Source organism: Salipiger sp. PrR007 (assembly GCF_010499845.1).
GTDB classification, from domain to species: Bacteria; Pseudomonadota; Alphaproteobacteria; order Rhodobacterales; family Rhodobacteraceae; genus Salipiger; species Salipiger pacificus_A.
Genome location: NZ_JAAGOZ010000061.1, coordinates 208,132 through 232,862, shown reverse-complemented (window position 1 = coordinate 232,862; position 24,731 = coordinate 208,132). Strand labels below are relative to the sequence as shown.

The window sequence follows — 24,731 nt, the reverse complement described above, 5'->3', positions numbered from 1 at the left end:
TTAAGTGCTGCCGCGCCAATGGTACTGCGTCTCAAGACGTGGGAGAGTAGGTCACCGCCAAACCTAGTAAAACCCACCGTATCTCTCCTAAACGATCTCATCCTGTCGCGGGATGGAGCAGCCCGGTAGCTCGTCAGGCTCATAACCTGAAGGTCGCAGGTTCAAATCCTGCTCCCGCAACCAACACCACCAAAAAAACACCACGCACAGCGCCCCAACGGGGCGCTTTTTGCGTTCACGCGCAATAGGTGCGGGCGATTTGTATTTCTTGCGGAAAGATTTGCCCAGGGACCGTTGTTTCTAGAGATTAATTATTTATGGAACATGCCGCCACCGTTCTTTTTGGGGGTAATTCCTGAACAACACCGTGCCAGATTGATGAATAATAGGCGCGATCAAAAGTATTTTGATAAATTCTCGATCGATCTTTCGCATTAATATATACTGCACTTAGTGGATTATATTAATCCGAGCTCGCTCATTTTTCATCCTCGAATTTGCGCTATAATTACGTGGAAGAATTCCTTGGAGCATCGCAGAAAGCGTATTTGGTCGCAATTATTAGAGGTTGTGCGTTTCTCGGCCGGCGGTGGCGCAACGTCCGGCACGCTCGAACTAGAACACCGCGACAGCCTCGAAAACACGAGGGTTTCTAACGATGATCAGTGGCCGAATCACCTGGAGTTCTGCGCTTTCAACCCGAGGTTCTTGAGAATCAACCGATTAGGATATTTCGTTTTCGAGGTCCCTATCGACCGAACGGACATTCGAATTCGCCGACCCAGGCATGAATAATTCTCTACGCAACGTCATCCCGTGCAAGTGCATTGCGGCACTGCCAAGGCTGGGTATTTTGCGCCAATTCGCAATCCCGGGTTTCCGGGGCCGCTTCTTGCCCAAGGCACTAGGAGCGCGCAAACACCGAATAGCAGTCACCGCTACAGGGAGAGGATATGACCCGCATTTCGCGACTTACGATGACAGCCCTTCTGTCGAGCACCATGCTCGTTGCAGGGATCACCGCCGCCACCGCCGCCACCCACCCGGAAACCGGCGAGGAACTGGCCGCGGACCAGACCTTCACCTATCGCCTGCTCGACGACATCAGCTCGCTCGACCCGCAGATCGTCGAGGACGTGGATGGCTCCGCCGTATCGCGCGACTTGTTCGAGGGCCTGATGAACCAGGACGAGCAGGGCAACCTCGAGCCGGGCGTGGCGACCAGCTACGATGTGAGCGACGACAAGCTCACCTATACCTTCCATCTGCGTGACACCGCGGTCTGGTCGAACGGCGATCCGGTCACCGCCGGCGATTTCGTCTTCGCCTGGCGCCGGGCCGTCGATCCCGCGACTGCCTCGCCCTACCAGTGGTTCATGGAGCTGATGTCGATCAACAACGCGAAAGCGATCGTTGCCGGCGAGATGTCCCCCGAAGACCTGGGCGTGAAGGCCATCGACGATCACACCTTCGAGGTGACGCTCAGCCAGCCGCTGCCTTACTTCGTGCAGATGACCACGCATTCGACGACCTTCCCGGCACCGCAGAAGGTGATCGAGGAGTTCGGCGACGCTTGGACCAAGCCCGAGAACATCGTCTCGAACGGGGCCTATGTGCTGACCGAGTACCGCCCGGGTGAGCGGATCGTACGCGAGCGCAACGAGAAGTACTGGGACAACGAGAACACCATCCTCGACAAGACCATCGCGCTGGTGATCACCGACGAGAACGTGGCGCTGACCCGCTATCTCGCCGGCGAGCTCGACCGCACCGACGTGCCCGCAGGCCAGTACCCGCGCCTGAAGAAGGAGCACCCGGAAGAGGCGATCAGCTTCCCGCGCCTGTGCAACTACTACTACACGTTCAACCTGAGCGACTCCGGCCCCGAGGCGTTCAAGGATCCGAAGGTCCGACAGGCGCTGTCGCTGGCCGTGGACCGCGACATCATCGCCAATAACGTGAAAGCGGGTGGCGAGCCGCCGGCCTACAGCTTCACCCCCGAGGCGGTTGCCGGCTTCACCCCGCCGCAGAGCGAGATGGCCTCGATGACCCAGGCCGAGCGCGACGCCAAGGCCAAGGAGCTTCTGGCCGAGGCGGGCTACGGCCCCGAGAACCCGCTCAGCTTCGAAGTCATGTACAACACCTCCGAGGCGCACGAGAAGATCGCCGTGGTGATGACGCAGATGTGGAAGCAGAAGCTCGGCGTTCAGGCGAACCTCGCGAACATGGAGTGGAAGGTCTTCCTCGACACCCGTGGCCGCCAGGCCTTCGACATGGCGCGCGGCGCATGGTGCGGTGACTACAACGAGGCCTCGACCTTCCTCGACCTGATCCAGAGCGACTCGGGCTACAACGACGGCAAGTATTCGAACCCCGAGTACGACAAGCTGCTCGCCGAGGCGAAGACCGCCGAGGACACCACCCCGCTCTACACCGCGGCCGAAGAGATCATCGCCACCGACATGCCGGTGATCCCGATCTACCACTACGCAGGCGTCTACATGATGGACAGCGACGTGGGGAACTGGCCGGTCGAGAACGTCGAGCAGAACTGGTATTCGCGCAACCTCTACAAGATCGCCGAATAACCACCTCCAACCCGCCGCCCCTGCGCCTCCGCGCTGCGGGGGCGGCGCCTTTTTCCGGATCCTCCAGAATGCTGACCTATGTCATTCGCCGCCTGCTGGTCGCGATCCCGACGATCTGTTTGCTGGTCGTCGCGTCCTTCCTGATGATGCATGTCGCGCCGGGCGGGCCTTTCACCTCGGAACGGCCACTGCCGCCCGAAGTGCTGGCCAACATCAACGCGCAATACGGTCTCGACCAGCCGCTGTGGAAACAGCTCTGGGACTATTTCTACAATATCGTCGTCCACTTCGATTTCGGCCCGTCCTTCGTGCAGAAAGACCGCAGCGTGAACGATATCATCGCGCAGGGCTTCCCGATCTCACTAACCTACGGCGCGCTGTCCTTCCTGGCCGCCACCGTGGTCGGTGTCGGGCTCGGTATCGCCGCCGCCATCCGTCACAACACCTGGGTCGACTACCTTGCGGTGTCGCTTGGCATTGCCGCACAGGCGCTGCCGAACTTTATCATGGGCCCGATCCTGATCCTGACCTTCACGCTCTGGCTCGGCCTGCTGCCGGGCGGCGGCTGGAACGGCGGGCAGTGGCAGTACCTCGTGATGCCGGTGATCGCGCTTTCCACGTCCTACATGGGCTCGATCGCGCGGATCACGCGCTCGTCCATGCTCGAGGTGCTGAACTCGAACTTCATCCGCACCGCGCGGGCCAAGGGGCTGAGCAACAGTGCCATCGTCTGGCGCCACGCATTGAAGCCGACGCTGCTGCCGGTGATCTCCTACCTCGGCCCGGTCTTCGTCTACGTGCTGACCGGTTCGGTCTTCGTCGACCTCTATTTCTCGACGGGCGGCCTCGGGCAGTCCTACGTGAGCTCGGCGCTGACCCGCGACTACGCGGTGCTCTTGGGGGTGACCATCCTCTACGGCGCGCTGACCGTCATCGTTAACCTTCTGACCGACCTCGCCTACGCGTGGTTCGATCCGAAAATCCGTTACTGAGGAGGCTGACCCCGTGTTCGGAAAATCCGAAAAGGCGGCGGCTCTGGCCGCCGACATCACCGACTTCAAGGCCGTCCGCGGCCGCTCGCTCTTCCGCGATGCCATGGGCCGCTTCCTGCGCAACAAGGCTGCCATGGCCAGCGTCGTGGTTCTGGCGCTGATCGTGGCCTTCGTGATCATCGGGCCGCATTTCGCAGTCTGGGACAACGAGGAAATCGACTGGGCCCGCATGGGCGATATCCTCGCGCAGGGCGCGCCTTCGGTCGAGACCGGCCATTTCTTCGGGCTCGACGAACTGGGGCGTGACCTTTATTCGCGCACCATCCAGGCGACCCAGACCTCGCTGCTGGTGGGCCTCATCGGCGCCGCCATGGCGCTGCTCGTGGGCACCGCTTGGGGCGTGATCGCGGGCTTCTACGGGGGCCGGCTCGACAGCATCATGATGCGCATCGTCGACATCCTGCTGGCGATTCCGCTGACGCTGATCCTGATCCTTATCCTCGTGGTGGCCGGGCGCAACTTCGTCACCCTGTTCATCGCGCTCGGCGCGGTCTCCTGGCTGACCATGGCGCGCATCGTGCGCGGCCAGACGCTGGCGCTGAAGACGCGCGAGTTCATCGAGGCGGCGCGTGCCGGCGGCGTGAGCGAAGGCCAGATCATCTTCCGCCACATCCTGCCCAACCTTATCGGCGTGGTCATCGTCTATGCCTCGCTGCTGGTGCCCGAGATGATCCTGGCGGAGAGCTTCATCTCCTTCCTCGGCCTCGGCATCTCGGAACCGATGACCTCGCTCGGGCGGCTGATCGCCGAGGGGGCTGGCACCATGGGCTATGGCACGCTGTGGCAGCTGCTCGTCCCGCTATTCTTCTACGTCACCATCATCATCACGATGTTCTTCATCGGCGATGGCCTGCGTGACGCTCTGGACCCGAAGGATCGCTGACATGACCATTCTTTCCGTGAAAGACCTCAAGGTCGGTTTCGAAACCCAGGACGGGCCGGTGCAGGCGGTGAAGGGCGTGTCCTTCGACATCCGCGAGGGCGAATGCCTCGGAATCGTCGGCGAGTCGGGCTCGGGCAAGTCTCAGAGCTTCATGGCCGCCATGGGGCTGCTGCCGAAGAACGGCCGGGCAACGGGGTCGGTGAGCCTGCAGGGCTCCGAGATTCTCAACCTGCCGGTCTCGCAGCTCAACAAGGTGCGCGGCGACAAGGTAGGGATGATCTTCCAAGACCCGCTTACCGCCCTGACCCCGCATCTCAAGGTCGGCGAGCAGATGGCCGAGGTGCTGAAGGTGCACCGGGGCCTGTCGGGCCGCGACGCCGAGAAGCACTGCCTAGACTGGCTCGAGCGCGTGCGGATCCCCGAAGCCAAGCGTCGTCTCAAGCAGTATCCGCACGAGCTCTCGGGCGGCATGCGCCAGCGCGTGATGATCGCCCAGGCGATGCTCTGCGAGCCCAAGCTGCTGATCGCCGACGAGCCTACCACGGCGCTTGACGTGACCGTGCAGGCCGAGGTGCTCGACCTCATGGACCAGCTCAAGCGCGAGCTTGGGACGGCCATCGCGCTCATCACCCATGACATGGGCGTGGTGGCGCGCATGTGCGACCGCATCAAGGTCATGCGACTCGGAGAGTTCGTCGAGGAAGGCGAGGTCACCGAGATCTTCTCGCAACCGCGCCATGACTACACCCGCCGCCTGCTCGACTCGATGCCGCGCATCGACAAGGGCGAGGCCGGCGGCAAGGTCGAGGGCAAGGAAATCCTGCGCGTCGACGACATGAAGGTTCACTTCCCGATCAAGGTGGAGGGCGGGCTCTTCGGCAAGACCGTGCCGCTGAAGGCGGTCAACGGCGTCAGCTTCGGCCTGCGCGCCGGCGAGACGCTGGGCATCGTTGGCGAGTCCGGCTGCGGCAAGTCCACGCTGGCCCGCGCCGTGCTGCGGCTGGTCGATCCCACCGGCGGCAACGTCAGCTGGCTGGGCAAGCCGCTGCACGCGATGGACAAGCAGGCGCTGAAGACCGAACGCAAGGATCTTCAGATCGTCTTCCAGGACCCGCTCGCCAGCCTCGACCCGCGGATGACCATCGCCGATTCGATCGCCGAGCCGCTGAAGACCTACCGCCCCGAGCTGACCAAGAGCGAGCGGCGCGAGGAAGTGCTCAGGATGATGACCCGCGTGGGTCTCGAGCCGGAGAAATACAACCGGTATCCGCACGAGCTTTCGGGCGGGCAGAACCAGCGCGTGGGCATTGCCCGGGCGATGATCAACCGGCCGAAGCTCATCATCTGCGACGAGGCGGTCTCGGCGCTCGACGTGTCGATCCAGGCGCAGATCGTCAAGCTGCTGAAGGAACTGCAGGCCGAGTTCGGCATGTCGATGCTGTTCATCTCGCACGACCTGTCGGTGGTGCGCGAGATCTCGAACCGCATCATGGTGCTCTATCTCGGCCGCGTGGTCGAGATGGGCGATGCCGAGACCATATGCTCGAAGCCCGCGCACCCCTACACGCAGTCGCTGATCTCGGCGGTGCCGATCCCCGATCCGGTGGCAGAGCGCGCCCGGACGCGCATCCGCTTGCCCGGCGAGCTGCCCTCGCCGCTCGACGCCAAGGCGGCGCTGCGCTTCCTGCCGTCGCGGCTGGCGGCGGGGGATGTCGACTACGTGCCGCAGCTCGACGAGATTGCACCGGGTCACTACGTGGCCGAGCACGATGACCTTGCGCGGATCATGCGCCACGACGCGGCCTGAGCGGGGCGCGGCGATAAAGACCAGGCGGGCCTTCGGGCCCGCCTTTTTTGTGGCTGGCCGCAGCGTGATTTCAGCAGGCGGCGGAGCCCTGTCGCTAGGTCCACTTGGCGAATATGGGAACGGGGCAATACGGCCACGCGCGTGTCCATGACCCCGGACACACAAAAGGCGCCCAGTGGGGCGCCTTTGCGTAAATGGTCGGAGTGAGAGGATTCGAACCTCCGGCCCCTGCCTCCCGAAGACAGTGCTCTACCAGGCTGAGCTACACTCCGACCGTGCCGCGCGGAGTACCCTAGGCCCCGCTCTTTGGCAAGGGCCTATTCGCCCCTTTTTCACGCCTTTTCATCATGCGCAGCACAGGTCCGATCCGCAGCGTGGTTCCGAACTCGATCCGAGTGCGCGTGCGCAGCACCGGGGTGTTCTCGGAGGACTTCGCGCGGCCCTCGCGCAGCACGATATAGACGCCGCTGCCGATGATCAGCACCGCTCCGAGTAGGGTGACCGAATCGGGATACTCGTCAAAGAAGATCGCGCCGTAGAGTGTCGCCCACAGAAGCTGCGAATATTGCATCGGGGCGACGATCACCGCCTCGCCGGAACGGTAGGCGGTGATCAGCAGCGCGCCTCCGGCCAGTGCCAGAAGCGCCATCAGTGCCACGCTGCCAAGGTGCTCGATCGGCATGGGGTGATAGACGAAAGGCAGCGCGCAGCCCATGATGATGAAGTTCGCGGTCATCGGGTAGAGCAGCAGAACGACCGAACGCTCCTCCTGGCCAATCTTGCGTACGATGATCGACGAGAGGCTGCCGAAGACCGCCGCCACCAGCGCCGCGGCGTGGCCGAGTGTCAGCTCGGTCGCGCCGGGTCGCAGGACGACGATGACCCCCGCCAGGCCCACCAGCACCGCCATCCAGCGGCGCAGGCGCACCTGTTCGCCAAGGATCGGGATCGCCAGCACGGTGATCAGCAGCGGTTGCGCAAAGATGATCGCGTAGGTCTGTGCCAGCGGCAGCACCGAGAAGGCGTAGAAGGCGCAGAGACCGGTGATAACCGCCGAGACGGTGCGCAGCGCGGTCCACCACGGGTGGATCGGACGCAGGTTGCCGGCGGTGGTGTCGCGGATCAGCATGAGGCTGACCAGCGGGAAGCTCAGCAGAACCGAGAAGAAGACGATCTGCACCGGGCTGTAGTCGGCGCCGAGGAATTTCACGATGACGTCGTGAGTCGAGTAAATGCCAAAGGTAATCAGCGCGATGAGCGCGCCTTTTGCGTTAGATCCCATGGTGCTGGTCCGTTCGTTCCGCCTCGGGACCAAGGGTTAGCGCCAAATGGTGGGAATTCAACGAAGGACCGTGCGGAATGCGAAAACGGGGCGGCCCATGGCCGCCCCGCTCAATCCTTCACCGCACGCGCGTCTCAGAGGCTCTCGTCGAGCGCCTCAAGGATCGCGCTGCCCATGTCCGAGGTCGAGACCGGCTGCTTGCCCTCCTCGCCCAGCAGGTCCGCGGTGCGGTAGCCCTTGGCAAGAACGGCTTCGATCGCCTGCTCGAGGCGGGTCGCCTCTTCGCCCTTGTCGAAGCTGTAGCGCAGCGCCATGGCGAAGCTGAGAATGCAGGCGATCGGGTTCGCCTTGCCCTGGCCGGCGATGTCGGGCGCCGAGCCGTGCACCGGCTCGTAGAGCGCCTTGGGACGGCCGTTGGCCATCGGCGCCCCCAGCGAGGCCGAGGGCAGCATGCCGAGCGAGCCGGTGAGCATCGCCGCGAGGTCCGACAGCAGGTCGCCGAAGAGGTTGTCGGTGACGATCACGTCGAACTGCTTGGGCCAGCGGGTGAGCTGCATGGCGCCGGCGTCGGCGTACATGTGGGTCAGCTCCACGTCCGGGTACTCGGCATCGTGGATCTCCTGCACGACGTCGCGCCACAGGATGCCCGATTCCATCACGTTGGCCTTCTCCATCGAGCAGACCTTGTTGCCCCGCTTGCGCGCCATCTCGAAGGCCGAGCGGGCCACGCGGGCGATCTCGCTCTCGGTGTAGCGCTGGGTGTTGATGCCGACGCGCTCGTTGCCTTCCTTGATGATGCCGCGGGGCTCGCCAAAGTAGACGCCCGAGGTCAGCTCGCGGATGATCATGATGTCGAGACCGGCAACCACGTCCTTCTTCAGCGACGAGAAGTCGGCCAGCGCGTCAAAGCACTGGGCGGGGCGCAGGTTGGCGTAGAGGTCCATTTCCTTGCGCAGGCGCAGCAGGCCGCGCTCGGGCTTCACCGAGAAGTCGAGTTTGTCGTATTTCGGGCCGCCGACGGCACCGAGCAGCACGGCGTCGACCTCCTGCGCCTTGGCCATGGTCTCGTCGGTCAGCGGCGTGCCATGCGCGTCATAGGCGCAGCCGCCCACGAGGTCTTCGCTGACATCGAAGTTCAGGCCGCGCTTGTCGCCGAACCAGTCGATGACGCGGCGAACCTCTGCCATGACCTCGGGGCCGATGCCGTCGCCCGGCAGGATGAGAAGCGAAGGGTTGCTCATGGAAAGTCTCTCCTCGGAATGTTGCGCAATCGCCTAGCGGAGAGGGGCGGAATGGTCAAGAAATCAGGGGCGTTTGGCAATTTCAAGGAAACGAAAGCGTGACTGTCACCAGCCGGTGTGCCTGGCCCTCCAGCGGCTCCTTGGCTTCAGCCCGGGTCACCCTCAGCCCGGCCGAGGGCAGGATGTAGCTCACCCGCAGCGGGCCGGTGCTGGGCCATTCCGCAGTGGGCCGTTCGGGTAAAGGGTCTTGAAAACGCGGGTCCGCGAGCAGCCGCTGCATCTCTCCATGCAGGCCCTCGCCTTGCGCCGGGTCGAGATTGGCGTTTCCCATCAAGAGGTAAGGCGCGGCGGGCGGAGGCCCGAGGGCGCCGTCCATGTAGCGCGACCAGAGGGCGATCTCATCCGCGTTGCGTCGGCCGTTGCGATCTTCGGGCCCGTCGAAAACCGGCGGGGTGGCGGCAAAGCAGAAGAGCAGCAGCGGTCCGGTGTCGCTCTCCAGCCGCAGAACCCAGTGGCCGGTCGAGGACAACCGTTGCACATCCGCCGCAGGGTCCGTCGCCAGCATCCGGCTGCCCGGAAGGTCGCGCCAGAGCAGCGCCGAGAAATCCTCGATCAGCGCGAGCGGCACGCGCGACAGAAGCGCCATGCCGTGCTGACCGGAGAATTCGCCGTAGCCCTGCGCATCGCGCGGCCCTCCGAGCCGGCCGTCGCCGTCGAGATCGGCGCCGCTCGCCATGCCGGCATTGGGGGTCAGCGCGAAGGCGTGCGGGTAAGAGGCGCCGAGCTTCGAGAGTCGATCCTGCAGGTCGCGGAGCGCGGCGAGGCCGAGATCGAAATCCATGTCGGTGAGCAGCAGAAGATCCGCCTTTGCCGCGGCGATCTCGTCCAGCATGGCAGGCAGGGGCGGGCGCATCTCGGCAAGATCGCGCAGCAGCAGGCCGGGACCCTTGCGGCTGAGGTCGGCGTGCCATGTGGCCAGGGTGATCTCTTGGGCCCGGAGCGGCAGCGTGGAGCTGAGCAGCAGGCAGACAGTTAGCAGGAGGGGCGGGAGGAACGCGTCAAGCGCCCACAGCCGACTCAGGTGGTCTGCACCTCGGCCTCCGCCTGCGCGTATGCGCGGCGGCGCTTTTCCTCGATCAGGGCAGCGATGCGCGCCAGCGCCACGCCGCGCATGATCAGGCTTGCCGGAAGGAAGGCCCATGCGCTCATCGTCCAGATCAGGGTCTGCGGCTCGGTCAGCGACAGCAGATTGACCGTCTGCGACGCCAGCTTCATCACTGCCGGGATCAGGAATGGCAGAAGAACCCCTAAGGCCACGTTAACGTTGCCGTCGCGATTGAGCCGGTAGAGCACGTCCTTGCCGACGGTCGGATCGAAAAGCGGCAGGTTGACCCAGAAATTAAAGGCGCCGTGGCGGATCGGCCAATTCAGCAGCCGCACCACCAGCACGAAGCCGATGACACACAGCAGCGAGAGCGCATAGGCAATGCCGGCGTAGCTGCGAATGCGGTCGACGTCCTGCGGGCCCATTTCATTTGTGGCCAGCAGCACCATCAGCCGCACCGGCGAGAAGGGGAAGTCGAGCCAGTGCCCCGCCGCGGTCGCAACGCCGTCGAGCACCTGTGTCAGCGGCGTCGGCACGATCTCTCCGCGGCTGATCAGGGTGAGCATGAGCACCGTGGCGAGCAGCGCGAGAAAGCGCAGCCGGTTGAACGGAGGGGCGTCGCGGAACTCGATGATCGAGGGGTAGTCGCCCACGTACTCGACAAAGGTCAGCAGCGCCCCCACCAGTGCCAGAAGCGCCGTGATCTGCGCCATGTCCGCGCCGCCGGGCAGCATGACCGCGGGCATCGCAATGACCAAGGCCACTGCGATGGCGCGTACAGCGGCTTTGACAAAGCGCGTGATCACCATCTCTGCCCTTTCGGTCGTGCCGGACCCGACGCTGTCCCGCGTCCCTGTCGTCCGTTGAGCGCTGATCTGCGCTCTTGTTGTTCACTGACCCCGCCGCGCCGGCGGATTGCCTCAATATTGCCCAATTTCTGCCTTCTTTCCGAGCGCGCGGCAAGTGTGCCCGAAGGGGATGCGTGAAATCTGGCGGTTTCATGGTCGAAAAGGTGCGAAATTGCATCAACCCCCAATGCGGATGCGGGGACCGAGCCGTGCGGGCACCCGGGTTCGGTGGCGAGAGGCACGGCGGGCCCCGGGATGGTTTCCTGTCTCTTTCCTTTTGTTTTAAAATGGAAATCACTAGGGAAACCGACCCGCACCGGGTGTGCTCGAAGGCAGCTGGGCCGGGTCTCGCGCGGCCTGCGCAAGCTGCGCTGCGTCATAGTCATCTTCAGGATGAATTCCAAGATGTTTGACCTGTCGCAAGGCCGACCGCAGAGTTTCCATGGTCTGACCGATGCCAGAGCGACACTTGGAGGGAGCGCCAATGTATCAGGCACTGACAGTGGAAGAAGCGGTGGCACTGATCCCCGACGGCGCGCGCGTGATGCTCTCGGGCTTCATGGGGGTCGGCACGCCGGATCGGACGGTCGCGGCGCTTGCGGCCTCGGGGCGCAGGGACCTCACCGTGATCGTCAACGATGCGGCACGTCCCGACCGCGGCGTCGGCCCTCTGGTCAAGGCGCGCTGCCTGCGCAAGTTCATCGGCAGCCACATCGGGCTCAACCCCGATGTGCAGGCGCAGATGCGGGACGGTACCCTCGAAGTCGAACTGGTGCCGCAGGGCACGCTGGTCGAGCGCATCCGCGCCGCAGGCGTGGGCCTTGGCGGGGTGCTGACCCCGACCGGGCTGGGCACCAGGGTCGCCGAGGGCAAGCAGGTGATCGAAGTCGAGGGCAAACCCTACCTGCTCGAGCCGCCGCTCAGCGCCGACTTCGCACTGATCGCCGCGCGAAGTTGCGATTACGTGGGCAACCTGACCTACATGCTCACGGCAACGAACTTCAATCCGATCATGGCCTTGGCGGCAAAGGTGGTGATCGCCGAGCCCGAGGAGATCGTGCCGGTGGGGATGATCCCGCCTGACGCGGTGAAGACCCCCGGCGCGCTGGTCGATCACGTGATCCGGAGGGTGGCATGACCGACGCAGCGATGGATCCCAAGGAGCTTATCGCCCGCCGCTGCGCCGCCGAGGTCAGGCCGCACACGCTGGTCAACCTCGGGATCGGTATCCCGACGCTGGTCTCCGACCATCTCGACGAGGGCATGGGCGTCTTCTTCCAGGCCGAGAACGGCGTGGTGGGCATGGGGCGGCGTCCGCCCGAGGGCATGTCGGACCGCCACCTCACCGATGCGGGCGGCAGCTTCGTATCGGCGGTGCCAGGCGCCTCGACCATCGACAGCGCCTTTTCCTTTGGGCTGATCCGCGGCGGGCATCTCGATTTGACGGTGTTGGGCGGGCTTCAGGTCGACGAGCGCGGCTACCTCGCCAACTGGATGATCCCGGGGGTCTACGTGCCGGGGATGGGCGGGGCGATGGATCTGGTGACAGGGGCGAAACGGGTGATCGTGGCGATGATCCACAGCGCCAAGGACGGCACACCGAAGATCGTGCCGGAATGCTCGCTGCCGCTGACCGCCGAGCGGCGGGTCGATCTCATCGTCACCGAATTGGCCGTGATCCGCCCCGAGGAGGACGGGCTGCATCTCATCGAAACCGCGCCCGGGGTGACCTTGGCCGAGGTGCGTGCGGCGACTGCGGCGCATCTCATCGTCTCGGGCGCGGTGCCAGAGATGGATTTGTCGCGGTCGTGCTGACGCGGGAGGGGCGCGCGCTATCCAGCCGTGCGGCAGGGCGGACGAAAAAGGGCTGTCCCCGCGGGGACAGCCCTTCGTCATCGCGGCACGGGCCGGAGCCTCAGACCCAGGGACGGGACTGCGCTGCCTGTGCTTCGAAGCTGTCGATCGCGCCGGCCTTCTCCATGGTCAGGCCGATGTCGTCGAGTCCCTCGAGCAGGCAGTGCTTGCGGAAGGGGTCGACCTCGAAGGCGAACGCCTCGCCGTCGGAGGTGGTCACCACCTGGTTTTCCAGATCCACGGTCATGCGGGCGTTGGCGCCCTTCTCGGCGTCTTTCATCAGCACGTCGACCGCCTCTTGCGGCATGACGATGGGCAGCATGCCGTTCTTGAAGCAGTTGTTGTAGAAGATGTCGGCGAAGGAGGTGGAGATCACCACCTTGATGCCGAAGTCGGCCAGCGCCCAAGGCGCGTGTTCGCGCGAGGAGCCGCAGCCGAAGTTGTCACCGGCGACAATCACCTGCGCGTCGCGATACTGCGGCTTGTTCAGCACGAACTCGGGGTTCTCCGAGCCATCGTCGAGGTAGCGCATCTCGTCGAAGGCGTGCACGCCGAGGCCGGAGCGCTTGATCGTCTTCAGGAACTGCTTGGGGATGATCATGTCGGTGTCGATGTTCACCAGCGGCATGGGCGCCGCGATCCCGGTCAGCTTCTCGAATTTTTCCATCTGTCCCTCCTTGGGGATGGGGCGGGGTCCGGGGCACATGGGATGCACAGCTGATGCACGGTCCGTGCGCTTGTGCATCTGGCCCGGCCGGATCCGCCGGAATTGGGGAAGGGGTCCCCGAGGGGACCCCGGGATCGCTTACGCCTCGGCCGGTGCGGCCATGAGGTCGCGCACATCGGTGAGGTGGCCGGTGATTGCCGCCGCCGCCGCCATGGCCGGGGACATCAGGTGGGTGCGCCCGCCCTTGCCCTGACGGCCCTCGAAGTTGCGGTTCGAGGTGGCCGCGCAGCGCTCGCCCGGGGCGAGCTGGTCGGGGTTCATCGCAAGGCACATGGAGCAGCCGGCAAGCCGCCACTCGAAGCCCGCGTCGATGAAGATCTGCGCAAGGCCCTCTTCCTCGGCCTGGGCGCGGACGAGGCCCGACCCCGGCACAACCATGGCGCGCATGCCGTCCTTGACCTTCTTGCCCTTGAGGATCTCGGCCGCGGCGCGCAGGTCCTCGATCCGGCCATTGGTGCAGGAGCCGATGAAGACCGTGTCGATCTTGATGTCGGTCAGCTTCTGCCCGGCCTCGAGACCCATGTAGCTGAGCGCACGCTTGGCCGCCTCGACCTTGCCGCCGCTGAAGCTCTCGGGGGCGGGCACCACGTCGGTGATCGCCAGCACGTCCTCGGGCGAGGTGCCCCAGGTGACGACGGGGGCGATGTCTTCGCCCTTGATGGTCACCACCTTGTCCCAATGCGCGTCGTCATCGGAGTAGAGCGTCTTCCACCAGGTCAGCGCGGCCTCGAACTGCGCGCCCTTCGGCGCGTGCGGGCGGCCCTTCACATATTCGAAGGTGGTCTCGTCGGGCGCGATCAGACCGGCGCGGGCGCCGCCCTCGATGGCCATGTTGCACACGGTCATCCGGCCTTCCATCGAGAGCGACCGGATCGCCTCGCCGCAATACTCGATGACGTAGCCGGTGCCGCCGCCGGTGCCGGTGTGGCCGATGACCGAAAGCGTGATGTCCTTGGCGGTGACGCCCGGGCGGAGCTGGCCGGTGATCTCGACCTTCATGTTCTTCGATTTGGACTGGATCAGCGTCTGGGTGGCGAGCACGTGCTCGACCTCGGAGGTGCCGATACCATGCGCCAGCGCGCCGAAGGCACCGTGGGTGGCGGTGTGCGAATCGCCGCAGACCACGGTCATGCCCGGAAGCGTCCAGCCCTGCTCGGGGCCGACGATGTGCACGATGCCTTGGCGGACGTCGCTGACCGGGTAGTAGTTCACGCCGAAGTCGCGGGCATTCTTGTCGAGCGCCTCGACCTGGATGCGGCTCTCCTCGTTCTCGATGCCGCTTTCACGATCGAGCGTCGTCGGCACGTTGTGGTCGGGCACGGCGATGGTGCGCTCGGGGGCGCGAACCTTGCGGCCGGACATGCGCAGGCCCTCGAAGGCCTGGGGCGAGGTGACCTCGTGCACGAGGTGGCGGTCGATGTAGAGCAGGCAGGTGCCATCTGCGTCCTGCTGGACGACGTGGGCATCCCAGATCTTGTCGTAGAGCGTCTTGCCGGACATGGGGGTCCTCTCGGGGTATATGTCTTGGAATTTGGCTTGGGCTTGGCGCAGGTCGGAAGCCCCCGCGCCGGGGCGGGCTTAAGACAGCCTTATAGGCGCGCCAGAACCGTGAAGGTTGCGCCGTGGAACCGTTCGCGCAGTCGCACGCGGTCGCCGAGGTCAAGAAGCCGAGTCATGCGGCCGGAATACTCCTTTGCCGCGCGCCGATCAACCCGTCGCGCGCGTGGCTGCAACGATTGGAACTTTCGCGGCGGCGGCGCGTAGTTTTGTTACCGCATTGGAGGAGAGACGATGTCCTTGATGAATGCCATGCACCTGATCCTGATTGCCACGCTTCTGTGGGGGCTGCTTTGGAGCCTGCCGCAGGCGGAGTCGCAGGAGATCACCCTGCATCTGCCGAAGCGCTGAGACGGGCAGCGGGTGCAGCGCAGGTGCTCTTGGCCAAGGGCCGTCAGGCCCTTGAGCCTAAACGATCGTGGTGCCACCCTGCCCGGGTGAGGAGACCCGCGAGCGCATGAACCCGGAAACAGACCTGCCGCAAACCGATCTGACGCCCTTCGAGGCGCTTCAGCAGACCGGGCTGACGCTGCTGGGGCAGATCGACACCTTCCTCGCAATCGTGCTGCGGCCCTGGATGTTCTACCAGGTCGGGATTGCGCTGGGGCTTTTCCTGCTGGCGCATCTGTTGCGGGCGCTGATTGGACCCAGGATCTACGAGTGGATGCGGGCCCGCGAGGGCTGGCCGAAATGGCGCATCCGGCTGCTGGTCGTTCTGCACCGGCGGCTGCGGATGATCATCTTCGTCGCGCTCCTTTGGCTCGTGATCAGCGTGATGCAGCAGATCACCTGGCCCTCGCGCACCTATCTTCTGGAAATCATTGCCCAGCTGTCCAGCGCCTGGCTCGTGATCGCGCTGATCACGCGCCTCATCGGCAACCCGGCGCTGCGCTCGCTGATCCGCTACGGCGCCTGGGGCTACGTGACGATCTGGATCCTCGGGTTGACCGACGAGGCGCAGGCGCTGCTGGAGAGCGCGGCGATCAGCTTCGGGGACTCCAAGCTCTCGCTTTGGCTGATCCTGCAGGCGGTGGTGATCCTCGTCGCGCTGGTTTCGCTGGCGCGCTTCCTGACCACGGCGGGGGCGGCGAGCATCCGGCGCAACGAGGGGATCAGCCCCTCGATGCAGGTGCTGGCGGTGAAATTCCTGCAGGTGGCGCTTTACGGGGCGGCCTTCTTCTTTGCGCTGAAGCTGGCCGGGGTCGACTTGACCGGGCTGGCGGTGCTCTCGGGGGCCATCGGTGTCGGCCTTGGGTTCGGCTTGCAGAAGGTGGTCTCGAACCTCGTGTCGGGGATCATCATCCTGCTCGACAAGTCGATCAAGCCGGGCGACGTGATCTCGATCGGCGAGACCTTTGGCTGGATCAATGCGCTGGGCGCGCGCTACGTGTCGATCACAACGCGCGACGGTAAGGAATACCTCATCCCCAACGAGGACATGATCACCGGGCAGGTGGTCAACTGGTCGCATTCAAACGAGTTGGTGCGCGTGGACATCCATTTCGGCACCGCCTACGGCGACGATCCGCACCTGGTGCGCAAGGTCGCGATCGAGGCGACGGAAAGCGTGGACCGGGTGCTGACCAGCCGACCGCCGGTGTGCCACATCATCGGCTTCGGTGACAGTTCGGTCGATTACATCCTGCGGTTTTGGATCATCGATCCGTCGCAGGGGCTGACCAACATCCGGGGCAACGTGTTCCTGGCACTCTGGGATGCGTTCAAGCAGAACGGCATCTCGATTCCCTTCCCGCAGCGCGAGGTGCGGATGCTGGGCGCGGACCCGGCGCCCGCGCGTGCGGAGGCACCCGATGACGAGGTGACGGAACGTCCCGGCTGACAGCCCTGCCGCGCTGCGGCATGGTCCGCGCGACTTGCAGACGCAGCGGAAAGGGAGAGCCGTCATGTCCTTCGAATTTTCTGACGACATTGTCATCCTCGGCGCGGCGCGCACCGCCATCGGCACTTTCGGCGGAGCGCTGAAATCCGTGCCGCCGATCGAGCTTGGCACCACGGCGGCCAAGGCGGCGCTGGAGCGGGCTGGCGTCGAGGGCGGCCAGATCGGCCATGTGGTCTTCGGCCATGTGCTCAACACCGAACCACGCGACATGTACCTGTCGCGGGTCGCGGCGATGCAGGCGGGCATTCCCGACACCACGCCGGCGATGAACGTCAACCGGCTCTGCGGCTCGGGCGCGCAGGCCGTTGTCTCGGGCGTGCAGGCGCTGATGCTGGGTGACGCGGAGTTCGCGCTGGTCGGCGGCGCCGAGAGCATGAGCCGCGCACCCTATATCATCCCCGACCAGCGCTGGGGCCAGAAGATGGGCGACATCCGCACAGTCGACATGATGCTCGGCGCGCTCAACTGCCCCTTCGGCACCGGCCATATGGGTATCACCGCCGAGAACGTGGCCAAGGAGAACGACATCTCGCGCGAGGCGCAGGACGCCTTTGCGCTGGAGAGCCAGCAGCGGGCGGCCAAGGCCATCGAGGCGGGCCACTTCAAGGAACAGATCGTGCCTGTGGAGATCGCCTCGCGCCGCGAGACCGTGATCTTCGACACCGATGAGCACCCCAAGGCGACCTCGTTGGAGAAGCTCTCGGGCCTGCGCCCGGCCTTCGACCGCGAGGGCTCGGTCACCGCGGGCAATGCCTCGGGGCTGAACGATGGCGCGGCGGCGCTGGTGCTGGCGCGCGGCGGGGCCGCCGCGACGGCAGGGCTGACGCCCAAGGCGCGGGTGCTGGGCTATGCCCACGCCGGGGTGCGCCCCGAGGTCATGGGGATCGGCCCGGTCCCGGCGGTGGAAAACCTGCTGGCGCGCACCGGTCTTTCGCTCTCGGACTTCGACGTGATCGAGAGCAACGAGGCCTTTGCCGCGCAGGCGCTGGCGGTGAACAAGGGGCTGGGGCTCGACCCGGCGAAGGTGAACCCCAATGGCGGCGCCATCGCGCTCGGCCATCCGATCGGCGCCACCGGCGCGATCCTCACGGTCAAGGCGCTTTACGAGCTCGAGCGCATCGGCGGCCGCAAGGCGCTTGTCACCATGTGCATCGGCGGCGGGCAGGGCATCGCGCTGGCGATCGAGCGGGTCTGAGACACCGGGGGGCAAAGGGGGCGCTGACCCCCGTCCGCTACGCGGACCCCCGGGATATTTGGACCTGGATGATATTGGATCTGGAAGAAAGAGGGGTGGCGCTCAAAGATCGACGCGTTGCCACAGGCCCGGATAGAGCGTCGGAAAGCCCTGCGGATCGACGGTGATCTGCGTGCTGTGTCCGGTCTGCCGGGACTCGTAGCCGACCAGCCCGCCGCGTTCGCGAATGTAGCTCTGGTCGAGGGGGTCGAGCCTCGGGCCGGGCAGGCGCATCCAGGCGGCGCACACGCTCAGCCGTCCGACTTCGGGCAGCCGGCGCAGCGGCATCAGGTTGGTCGCCGGTGTGAAAGCGAAATCCACGTCCGTGCACTTGGCGAGCTCCGGCTGCACGTCGCCATTTAGCAGCCAGGCGCCGTTCTGCCGGGTGAGCTGCGTGCGCACCTCCTGGCCGCCGACGCTCCCGGTGACATCGGCGCTGCGCGTCAGCCAGTCTGGCCCGCAGCGCACCACATAGTCGAGCGCGGCCCAGCCGGTGCCATCGCGGAAGCGTGCGTGGCCGACCAGCATGTAGCCATCTTCGTGCCGGGCGAGGCGGCATTTGTCCTCGCCGTCGCGATCGAGGGCGCGCCAGTGGATGGTGGCCAGCGTCTCGCTCATGCGGCTGCACCGAGGCAGGTGGCGGGGCTGGTTGCGCGACGGGCGTTGGGGCGACCGAGGGCACCCTGGATGAAATGGGGCATGTCCAACTCCTCTCAAAGTCGGCTTTACCATGGTGCCCCTGCCCATACGTAAAGGCAAGCGGGCGTTTTGCATCGTTTTTCTTAAGACGATCTTCACCTTGCCGCGGCCATTCTGTCCGGGGCGCAGAGGGCTTGGAGCATGGGGCCTGGAGCATGGATGTCGCGGCACGGCTGGCCGAGGAACGGCGCGCGCGGCTGGCGGCGGAACGGCTGCTGGAGCTGAAGCAGGCGGAACTTTTTGCCGCCAACCGCAAGCTGAACTCCCACGCGCGCCAGCTCAGCCACGAGATCACCGAGACCCGGGCCGAGGTCGCCACCGTGCGCGATGAGAACCTGCGGGTGAAGACCCAGCTCGGCGCGGCGCACCAGAAGATCGAGATGGTCGAGGGCCAGCTTTGGACCGCGCTGGCCTGCATGCGCGACGGGCTGGCCAGCTTCAACGCCGAGCGGCGGATGGAGATTGCGAACCCCGCCTGGCTGGCGCTCTTCGACGGGCTCGACACGATCCGCCCCGGCGCGGGCTATGCGCATGTGCTCGACATGATGGTCGAGGAGGGGATCGTCGATCTGCAGGGCGAGCATGGCGACGACTGGCGCGCCCGCATGGCCGCCCGCTGGGACGCGGACCCGATCCCCACCGAAACCATCCGCATCTATACCGGTCAGTTCCTGCAGCTGCAGGACCGGCACCTGCCCGACGGCGGGGTGGTGACGCTCAGCTTCGACATCACCGAGCTGATGCGCATGTGGTCGGCGCTCGAGGAGCTGCCGGACGGCTTCGTCATCTACGACGCCGACGACCGTCTGCTGATGTGCAACGAGACCTACCGCGCCATCTACCGGCTGAGCGCCCCGGCAATCCACCCCGGCGCAAGCTTCGAGGACATCCTGCGCTACGGGCTCGAGCACGGCCAGTACCGCGAGGCGGCGGGCCGCGAGGAGGAGTGGCTGGCCGAACGGATCGCGGCGCATCGCAGCACCGGGCGCGAGCTCGAGCAGCAGCTCGGGGACGGCCGCTGGCTGCGGGTCTATGAGCGGCCGCTGTCGGACGGCGGGCGGGTCGGACTGCGCATCGATATCACCGAGGCCAAGCGCATCCAGCAGGAACTCGAGGAGGCGCGGCGCCGGGCCGAGATCGCCAGTCACGCGAAATCCACCTTCCTCGCCAACATGAGCCACGAGATCCGCACGCCGATGAACGGCGTCGTCGGCATGGCCGAGCTGCTGATGGAAGGCACGCTCGACGCCGAGCAGCGGCTCTATGCCGAGACCATCCGCAGCTCGGGGGAGGCGCTCTTGCTGATCATCAACGACATCCTCGACTATTCCAAGATCGAGGCCGAGCGCATGGTGATTGCCGCCGAGCCCTTCGACCTTGGCCACGCCATCGACGAAGTGGCGCGGTTGCTGATGCCCGCCGCGCAGGAGAAGGGCGTCGCTCTGCGGGTGGACTATCCGCGGGAGCTGCCGCGGAGTTTCATCGGCGATGCCGGGCGGATCCGGCAGATCCTTACCAATCTCGTCGGCAATGCTGTGAAGTTCACCGCCGAGGGGCATGTGGCGATCTTAGTCTCGGGGACGCTCGAGGGGGGCGTTGCGCAGCTCGACATTCGTGTCGAGGACACAGGCATCGGCATCGCCCCGGACAAGCTCGAGCACATCTTCGGCGAGTTCAACCAGGTTGAGGATGCGCGCAACCGCAGTTTCGAAGGCACCGGGCTCGGGCTCGCCATCACCCGGCGGCTTGTGGGGATGATGGGCGGTGCGCTGCAGGTCTCCTCGGAACCGGGCACCGGGGCGGTCTTCGGGCTGAATCTGCCACTGCCGGTCGCCGGGGGCGCGGCAGAGCCCGAGGTGCCGGAGACCGCGGTGTCTCCGACCGCCCCGCCGGGGCTCGACGTGCTCTTGGCCGAGGACAACCGCACCAACCAGCTTGTCTTTCGCAAGATGGCCGAGGCGCTGGGGTGTGATCTCGCGCTGCGCTTCGCTTGCGATGGCGCCGAGGCCGTGAGCGCCTTTGAGTGGCGGCGACCGGACCTGGTGTTCATGGACATCTCGATGCCCGGGATGGACGGCAAGGAGGCGACGCAGCGCATCCGCGCGCTGGAGGGAGACGGGCCCCGGGTGCCGATCATCGCGGTCACCGCCCATGCGATGAGCGGCGATCGCGAGGCGCTGCTCGCGGCGGGGCTCGACGACTATCTCACCAAGCCGTTGCGCAAGGCCGAGCTGGCCCGGCTGATCGCGCGTTGGGGGGCGTCGAGTGCGACCTCGCGGGCCGCACCGGACGCAGATCCAGAGCTGCCGGCGGATCAGGCGGCGTTGGAATAGGGGCGGATGAACACCGGTTGGTCCTCGGTCGAGCGGTCCTCGTCATAGGCATAGCCGCCGAGGTCGAAATCGCGCAGCCCCTCGGGGTCGGTGATCCGGCGGGTGACGATGTAGCGCGCCATCGCGCCGCGGGCGCGCTTGGCGTAGAAGCTCACCACCTTGGGGGCGCCGTCCTTGTCCTCGAGGAACTGCGGCGTGATGACCCGCAGTTTCAGCGCCTTGGGATCGACCGCGCCGAAATACTCCTGGCTGGCGCAGTTCACCAGAACCTCGGCGCCGGTGCTCTCGCCCTGCGCGTTCAGCGCTTTCGACAGCTGGTCTCCCCAGTAATCGTAGAGCGATTTGCCGCGGCTGGTTTTCAGCCGCGAGCCCATCTCCAGCCGGTAAGGCTGGATCGCGTCGCGCGGACGCAGCACGCCGTAGAGGCCCGACAGGATCCGCAAGTGGTCCTGCGCGTAATCCATCTCTTCGGGATCGAGCGAGCTGGCGTCGAGCCCTTGGTAGGTGTCGCCGGCAAAGGCCAGCGCGGCGGGGCGCAGCGCCTCGATCTCGGGCTCTTCGGCATAGTCGCGGAAGCGCTCATGGTTGAGCTCGGCGAGCTTGTCGGACAGGTGCATCAGTTTCTTCAGCTCACCATGCGTCAGGCCCCGGGCGGTCTCCACCAGGCGCAGCGCGTCCTCTCCGAAATCGGGCTCCGTCATCTCGGTCTCACGGGGGGCCCAATCCAGCTTCTTCGCGGGCGAAATCACCACGAGCATTGCGCGGTCACTCCTTGAACAGATCCAGAACTTGGAATGGGTCTAACCAGCTTCGGCGAGAAGGTCCATAAAGGCCGGACCGAAACGCTCGAACCGCCGGTCGCCGAGGATCCGCTCCAGATCCTCGGGCGCGGGATCACGCAGCCCGGCGATCTTGGCGAGCAGCGAGGCGGAGCAGGAGAGAGGTTTTTCGGTGCCGTCTATCCCGCGCACCAGCTCGGCCTGGGCGCTCATCAGCCGGTCGTAGAGATCGCCGGCGCCGCGCGCCGCGGCGCGCATGCGCAGCGGGTGGGTTTCCTCCGGCGCGCCGCCGGTGATCACCGAGAGGAACTCGGCGCCGTAGCGCTCCAGCTTCTTGGCGCCGACACCGCTGATCGCGCCCATCTGGTCGAGCGTTTCGGGGCGCCGCTCGGCCATCTCGATCAGCGTGCGGTCGGGGAAGATCATGTAGGCCGGCAGCGAGGCCGCCTCGGCCAGCGCGCGGCGCTTGGCTTTCAGCGCCGACATCAGCGGCGCGTCTTCCTCCGACACCAGCGTCTTGACCTGCGGGCGGCGCTCGGCGGCCTTGTCGATCACGTCGCGGCGCAGCTCGATACTCTCTTCGCCGCGCAGGATCGGGCGGGCGGCCTCGGTCATCACCAGTGCGCCGTGGCGCTCGGGGTCGGGGCGCACCAGATCGCGCCCCATCATCTGCCGAAAGACGGCCTGCCATTGCCCCTTCTTGAGGTCCTTGCCCACTCCGAAAGTCGGCAAGCCATCGTGGCCGCGCTGGCGCACCTTGTCGGTCTCATTGCCCAGAAGGATGTCGATCAGGTGGCCCGCGCCGAAATTCTCGCCGGTGCGCAGCGCGGCGGAAAGCGCCTTGCGCACCGCCTCGGTTCCGTCGAAGACCTCGGGTGGGCTGTCGCAGAGATCGCAGTTGCCGCAGGGCGCGGACTCTTCTCCGAAGTAGCGCAGAAGGGCCTGGCGGCGGCATCCCAGCGCCTCGGCCAGCCCCAGCAGCGCGTTGAGCCTTCCGTGGTCGGCCGTCCGGCGCTCGGGCGGCGCCATGCCCTCGTCGATCTGGGCGCGGCGCAGGCGGATATCGTCGGCGCCGTAAAGGGTGAGCGTCTCGGCAGGCGCGCCGTCGCGCCCGGCGCGGCCGATCTCCTGGTAATAGGCCTCGATGCTTTTCGGCAGGTCGGCGTGGGCAACCCAGCGGATGTCAGGCTTGTCGACCCCCATGCCGAAGGCGACCGTGGCGCAGACGATCAGCCCGTCCTCGGTGGCGAAGCGCTCCTCGACGGCGCGGCGGGCCTCGGCCTCCATGCCGCCATGGTAGAAGCAGGTCGGGTGCCCCTCGTCACCAAGCGCTTTCGACAGCGCTTCGGTCTTGGCGCGGGTGCCACAGTAGACGATGCCCGAGCGGCCCCGGCGGGCGGCGGCAAAGCGCAGGATCTGCGCGCGCGGGCTGTCCTTGGGGGCAAAGGCGAGGTGGATGTTGGGCCGGTCGAAGCCGCGCAGAAAGGTCTCGGGCTGCTGGCCATCGAACAGGCGCGTGACGATCTCGGCCTGGGTCTCCTGGTCGGCGGTGGCGGTGAAGGCGGCGATGGGCACGTTCAGTGCCCGGCGCAGCTCGCCGATACGCAGATAGTCGGGGCGGAAGTCATGCCCCCATTGGCTGACACAATGCGCCTCATCGACCGCGATGAGCCCGACGCCCGCCTGCGCCAGCATACGCTGCGTGCCGGTGGAGGCGAGCCGTTCCGGCGCGAGGTACAGCAGCCGCAGCGAGCCGTCCTCGAGCCCCTGCCAGACGGCGTCGGTCTCGTCCTGGGTGTTGCCGGAGGTCAGTGCCCCGGCGGCCACCCCGGCCTCGCGCAGCCCGCGCACCTGGTCGCGCATCAGAGCGATCAGCGGCGAGATCACCACCGTCAGCCCGCCGCGCAGCAGCGCCGGCAACTGGTAGCAGAGCGATTTGCCGCCCCCGGTGGGCATGATGGCCAAAACGTTGTGCCCCGCCGCCACGGCCCCGACGATCTCGCCCTGTCCCGGGCGGAAGGCGTCATAGCCGAAAATATCCTTCAGCAGCGCCTCGGCGGGCGCGGTGTCGCGTGGCATGGGCTGGGGCCTGATTATGTGTGACTGCTCTACAACGCAGACTCTCACACTAAGATTCGGTGAACAAGGCCCTGCGCCCCATCCGCAGCGTGGTTCGCTGTGATGGGCGGCGGGTTTGCGTATTTGGAAAGAGAATACACTGGGCGCCGTCTTGCCCACGTTCCAGCGGCAGCGACCCCTTGCCGGGTCTCAGTCCGGATCGACCTTGCCGCGCATGGCCTTGACCGCGCCGCGTTCCTTCTTGGCCTTGATCCTGCGGTTCTTGGACCCGAGCGTTGGTTTGGTGGCAATGCGGCGGCGCGGCTTTTCCAGCGCCTTGCGGATCAGCTCGGCGAGGCGTTCGCGGGCGATCTCGCGGTTGCGGGCCTGGCTTCGCGTGTCCTCGACCTGCAGCACCAGCGCGCCCTCTTTCGTCCAGCGCCGCCCGGAGAGACGTTTCAGCCGGGCTTTCACCGGGGCGGGCAGGTTCGGCGAGCGCTCGGCCTCGAAGCGCAGCTCGACGGCAGTGGAGACCTTGTTGACGTTTTGCCCGCCGGGGCCGGAGGACCGGATGAACTGCTCGGTCAGTTCCCAGTCCTCGATGTGTATGGTGTCGGTGATGCGCAACATGCGGCGGACATTAGCGCGGCGCCGGGGCCGCGCAAGCCGGTAGCTTCGTCGCCTGAGACACAAACGGCCCGCGCCGGAGGGGCGCGGGCCGTTTGTGAAAGGTCGTTTCTGGATGGAAATGGGCCACGCGGCCTGTCGCGTGACCCATTCGAGA

19 protein-coding genes and 2 tRNA genes are annotated in these 24,731 nt (G+C 65.9%); 10 read left to right on the top strand and 11 right to left on the bottom strand.

The window, feature by feature from the left end; translation table 11 throughout:
- Positions 1–106: 106 nt before the first annotated feature.
- From G0Q01_RS22040 to G0Q01_RS22020, 5 genes are all read left to right on the top strand, one after another.
- Positions 107–183 (top strand) — tRNA-Met (locus G0Q01_RS22040).
- A 770-nt stretch (positions 184–953) separates the two neighbouring features.
- Positions 954–2,588 carry a peptide ABC transporter substrate-binding protein gene (locus tag G0Q01_RS22035; RefSeq protein WP_164197721.1) on the top strand — a complete coding sequence of 545 codons (1,635 nt, stop codon included), beginning with the start codon at positions 954–956 and terminating at the stop codon, positions 2,586–2,588.
- A 68-nt stretch (positions 2,589–2,656) separates the two neighbouring features.
- Entirely contained in the window at positions 2,657–3,580 is a 924-nt protein-coding gene (gene oppB / locus G0Q01_RS22030; protein WP_164197720.1) for an oligopeptide ABC transporter permease OppB, read from the top strand.
- 13 nt (positions 3,581–3,593) lie between these two features.
- On the top strand, positions 3,594–4,523 hold the full coding sequence (locus G0Q01_RS22025; protein WP_164197719.1) for an ABC transporter permease subunit: 930 nt from the start codon (positions 3,594–3,596) through the stop codon (positions 4,521–4,523).
- Position 4,524: 1 nt separating this feature from the next.
- Positions 4,525–6,330 (top strand): dipeptide ABC transporter ATP-binding protein, encoded by a 1,806-nt coding sequence (locus G0Q01_RS22020; protein WP_164197718.1) that lies wholly within the window; start codon positions 4,525–4,527, stop codon positions 6,328–6,330.
- 195 nt (positions 6,331–6,525) lie between these two features.
- Here G0Q01_RS22020 and G0Q01_RS22015 read toward each other — a convergent pair.
- From G0Q01_RS22015 to G0Q01_RS21995, 5 genes are all read right to left on the bottom strand, one after another.
- A tRNA-Pro gene (locus G0Q01_RS22015) sits at positions 6,526–6,602 on the bottom strand.
- Between the two features lie 20 nt (positions 6,603–6,622).
- Complete coding sequence (locus G0Q01_RS22010) at positions 6,623–7,612, bottom strand: DMT family transporter (protein WP_164197717.1); 990 nt, start codon at positions 7,610–7,612, stop codon at positions 6,623–6,625.
- 134 nt (positions 7,613–7,746) lie between these two features.
- On the bottom strand, positions 7,747–8,853 hold the full coding sequence (gene leuB / locus G0Q01_RS22005) for a 3-isopropylmalate dehydrogenase (RefSeq protein ID WP_164197716.1): 1,107 nt from the start codon (positions 8,851–8,853) through the stop codon (positions 7,747–7,749).
- An 82-nt stretch (positions 8,854–8,935) separates the two neighbouring features.
- Positions 8,936–9,766 carry an endonuclease/exonuclease/phosphatase family protein gene (locus G0Q01_RS22000; RefSeq protein WP_203595130.1) on the bottom strand — a complete coding sequence of 277 codons (831 nt, stop codon included), beginning with the start codon at positions 9,764–9,766 and terminating at the stop codon, positions 8,936–8,938.
- Between the two features lie 164 nt (positions 9,767–9,930).
- Positions 9,931–10,767 carry a hypothetical protein gene (locus G0Q01_RS21995; RefSeq protein WP_108964280.1) on the bottom strand — a complete coding sequence of 279 codons (837 nt, stop codon included), beginning with the start codon at positions 10,765–10,767 and terminating at the stop codon, positions 9,931–9,933.
- A gap of 523 nt (positions 10,768–11,290) precedes the next feature.
- Between G0Q01_RS21995 and G0Q01_RS21990 the strand changes: the two genes are divergently transcribed.
- Both G0Q01_RS21990 and G0Q01_RS21985 read left to right on the top strand, forming a co-directional pair.
- Positions 11,291–11,944 (top strand): CoA transferase subunit A, encoded by a 654-nt coding sequence (locus tag G0Q01_RS21990; protein ID WP_108964281.1) that lies wholly within the window; start codon positions 11,291–11,293, stop codon positions 11,942–11,944.
- Between the two features lie 11 nt (positions 11,945–11,955).
- A complete protein-coding gene (locus tag G0Q01_RS21985) occupies positions 11,956–12,621 on the top strand; it encodes a 3-oxoacid CoA-transferase subunit B (protein ID WP_108967460.1) in 666 nt (221 codons plus the stop codon).
- A 100-nt stretch (positions 12,622–12,721) separates the two neighbouring features.
- Here the strand turns inward: G0Q01_RS21985 and leuD are convergent, their stop codons facing one another.
- Together leuD and leuC are read right to left on the bottom strand one after the other, a co-directional pair.
- Positions 12,722–13,327 (bottom strand): 3-isopropylmalate dehydratase small subunit, encoded by a 606-nt coding sequence (gene leuD / locus G0Q01_RS21980; RefSeq protein ID WP_108964282.1) that lies wholly within the window; start codon positions 13,325–13,327, stop codon positions 12,722–12,724.
- A 138-nt stretch (positions 13,328–13,465) separates the two neighbouring features.
- A complete protein-coding gene (gene leuC, locus G0Q01_RS21975) occupies positions 13,466–14,887 on the bottom strand; it encodes a 3-isopropylmalate dehydratase large subunit (protein WP_164197714.1) in 1,422 nt (473 codons plus the stop codon).
- Between the two features lie 514 nt (positions 14,888–15,401).
- On the opposite strand from leuC, the gene G0Q01_RS21970 reads away from it, so the two are divergent.
- Together G0Q01_RS21970 and G0Q01_RS21965 are read left to right on the top strand one after the other, a co-directional pair.
- Positions 15,402–16,784 (top strand): mechanosensitive ion channel family protein, encoded by a 1,383-nt coding sequence (locus G0Q01_RS21970; protein WP_164197713.1) that lies wholly within the window; start codon positions 15,402–15,404, stop codon positions 16,782–16,784.
- A 64-nt stretch (positions 16,785–16,848) separates the two neighbouring features.
- Positions 16,849–18,039, top strand: coding sequence for an acetyl-CoA C-acyltransferase family protein (locus G0Q01_RS21965; RefSeq protein ID WP_164197712.1), 1,191 nt, complete (start codon positions 16,849–16,851; stop codon positions 18,037–18,039).
- A 102-nt stretch (positions 18,040–18,141) separates the two neighbouring features.
- Here the strand turns inward: G0Q01_RS21965 and G0Q01_RS21960 are convergent, their stop codons facing one another.
- On the bottom strand, positions 18,142–18,696 hold the full coding sequence (locus tag G0Q01_RS21960) for a putative glycolipid-binding domain-containing protein (RefSeq protein WP_164197711.1): 555 nt from the start codon (positions 18,694–18,696) through the stop codon (positions 18,142–18,144).
- Positions 18,697–18,932: 236 nt separating this feature from the next.
- Between G0Q01_RS21960 and G0Q01_RS21955 the strand changes: the two genes are divergently transcribed.
- Positions 18,933–21,110, top strand: coding sequence for a PAS-domain containing protein (locus G0Q01_RS21955; protein WP_164197710.1), 2,178 nt, complete (start codon positions 18,933–18,935; stop codon positions 21,108–21,110).
- Here the strand turns inward: G0Q01_RS21955 and yaaA are convergent.
- The 3 genes from yaaA to arfB form a co-directional block, all read right to left on the bottom strand.
- Positions 21,092–21,868 carry a peroxide stress protein YaaA gene (yaaA, locus tag G0Q01_RS21950; RefSeq protein WP_164197709.1) on the bottom strand — a complete coding sequence of 259 codons (777 nt, stop codon included), beginning with the start codon at positions 21,866–21,868 and terminating at the stop codon, positions 21,092–21,094. The genes G0Q01_RS21955 and yaaA overlap by 19 nt on opposite strands.
- A gap of 42 nt (positions 21,869–21,910) precedes the next feature.
- Positions 21,911–23,968, bottom strand: a complete 2,058-nt coding sequence (recQ, locus tag G0Q01_RS21945) for a DNA helicase RecQ (protein WP_164197708.1) — start codon at positions 23,966–23,968, stop codon at positions 21,911–21,913.
- Between the two features lie 189 nt (positions 23,969–24,157).
- Positions 24,158–24,577 (bottom strand): alternative ribosome rescue aminoacyl-tRNA hydrolase ArfB, encoded by a 420-nt coding sequence (gene arfB, locus G0Q01_RS21940; RefSeq protein ID WP_164197707.1) that lies wholly within the window; start codon positions 24,575–24,577, stop codon positions 24,158–24,160.
- Positions 24,578–24,731 lie beyond the last annotated feature (154 nt).

Bases quoted from the DNA above. Each gene is read 5' to 3' on its own strand.
- leuC (WP_164197714.1), bottom strand. From the start codon at position 14,887: ATGTCCGGCAAGACGCTCTACGACAAGATCTGGGATGCCCACGTCGTC.
- G0Q01_RS22010 (WP_164197717.1), bottom strand. From the start codon at position 7,612: ATGGGATCTAACGCAAAAGGCGCGCTCATCGCGCTGATTACCTTTGGC.
- leuD (WP_108964282.1), bottom strand. From the start codon at position 13,327: ATGGAAAAATTCGAGAAGCTGACCGGGATCGCGGCGCCCATGCCGCTG.
- oppB (WP_164197720.1), top strand. From the start codon at position 2,657: ATGCTGACCTATGTCATTCGCCGCCTGCTGGTCGCGATCCCGACGATC.
- G0Q01_RS22035 (WP_164197721.1), top strand. From the start codon at position 954: ATGACCCGCATTTCGCGACTTACGATGACAGCCCTTCTGTCGAGCACC.
- G0Q01_RS21995 (WP_108964280.1), bottom strand. From the start codon at position 10,767: ATGGTGATCACGCGCTTTGTCAAAGCCGCTGTACGCGCCATCGCAGTG.
- arfB (WP_164197707.1), bottom strand. From the start codon at position 24,577: ATGTTGCGCATCACCGACACCATACACATCGAGGACTGGGAACTGACC.
- G0Q01_RS21990 (WP_108964281.1), top strand. From the start codon at position 11,291: ATGTATCAGGCACTGACAGTGGAAGAAGCGGTGGCACTGATCCCCGAC.
- G0Q01_RS21985 (WP_108967460.1), top strand. From the start codon at position 11,956: ATGGATCCCAAGGAGCTTATCGCCCGCCGCTGCGCCGCCGAGGTCAGG.
- G0Q01_RS21965 (WP_164197712.1), top strand. From the start codon at position 16,849: ATGTCCTTCGAATTTTCTGACGACATTGTCATCCTCGGCGCGGCGCGC.
- yaaA (WP_164197709.1), bottom strand. From the start codon at position 21,868: ATGCTCGTGGTGATTTCGCCCGCGAAGAAGCTGGATTGGGCCCCCCGT.
- recQ (WP_164197708.1), bottom strand. From the start codon at position 23,968: ATGCCACGCGACACCGCGCCCGCCGAGGCGCTGCTGAAGGATATTTTC.
- G0Q01_RS21955 (WP_164197710.1), top strand. From the start codon at position 18,933: ATGGATGTCGCGGCACGGCTGGCCGAGGAACGGCGCGCGCGGCTGGCG.
- G0Q01_RS21970 (WP_164197713.1), top strand. From the start codon at position 15,402: ATGAACCCGGAAACAGACCTGCCGCAAACCGATCTGACGCCCTTCGAG.
- leuB (WP_164197716.1), bottom strand. From the start codon at position 8,853: ATGAGCAACCCTTCGCTTCTCATCCTGCCGGGCGACGGCATCGGCCCC.
- G0Q01_RS22020 (WP_164197718.1), top strand. From the start codon at position 4,525: ATGACCATTCTTTCCGTGAAAGACCTCAAGGTCGGTTTCGAAACCCAG.
- G0Q01_RS22000 (WP_203595130.1), bottom strand. From the start codon at position 9,766: ATGCGCCCGCCCCTGCCTGCCATGCTGGACGAGATCGCCGCGGCAAAG.
- G0Q01_RS21960 (WP_164197711.1), bottom strand. From the start codon at position 18,696: ATGAGCGAGACGCTGGCCACCATCCACTGGCGCGCCCTCGATCGCGAC.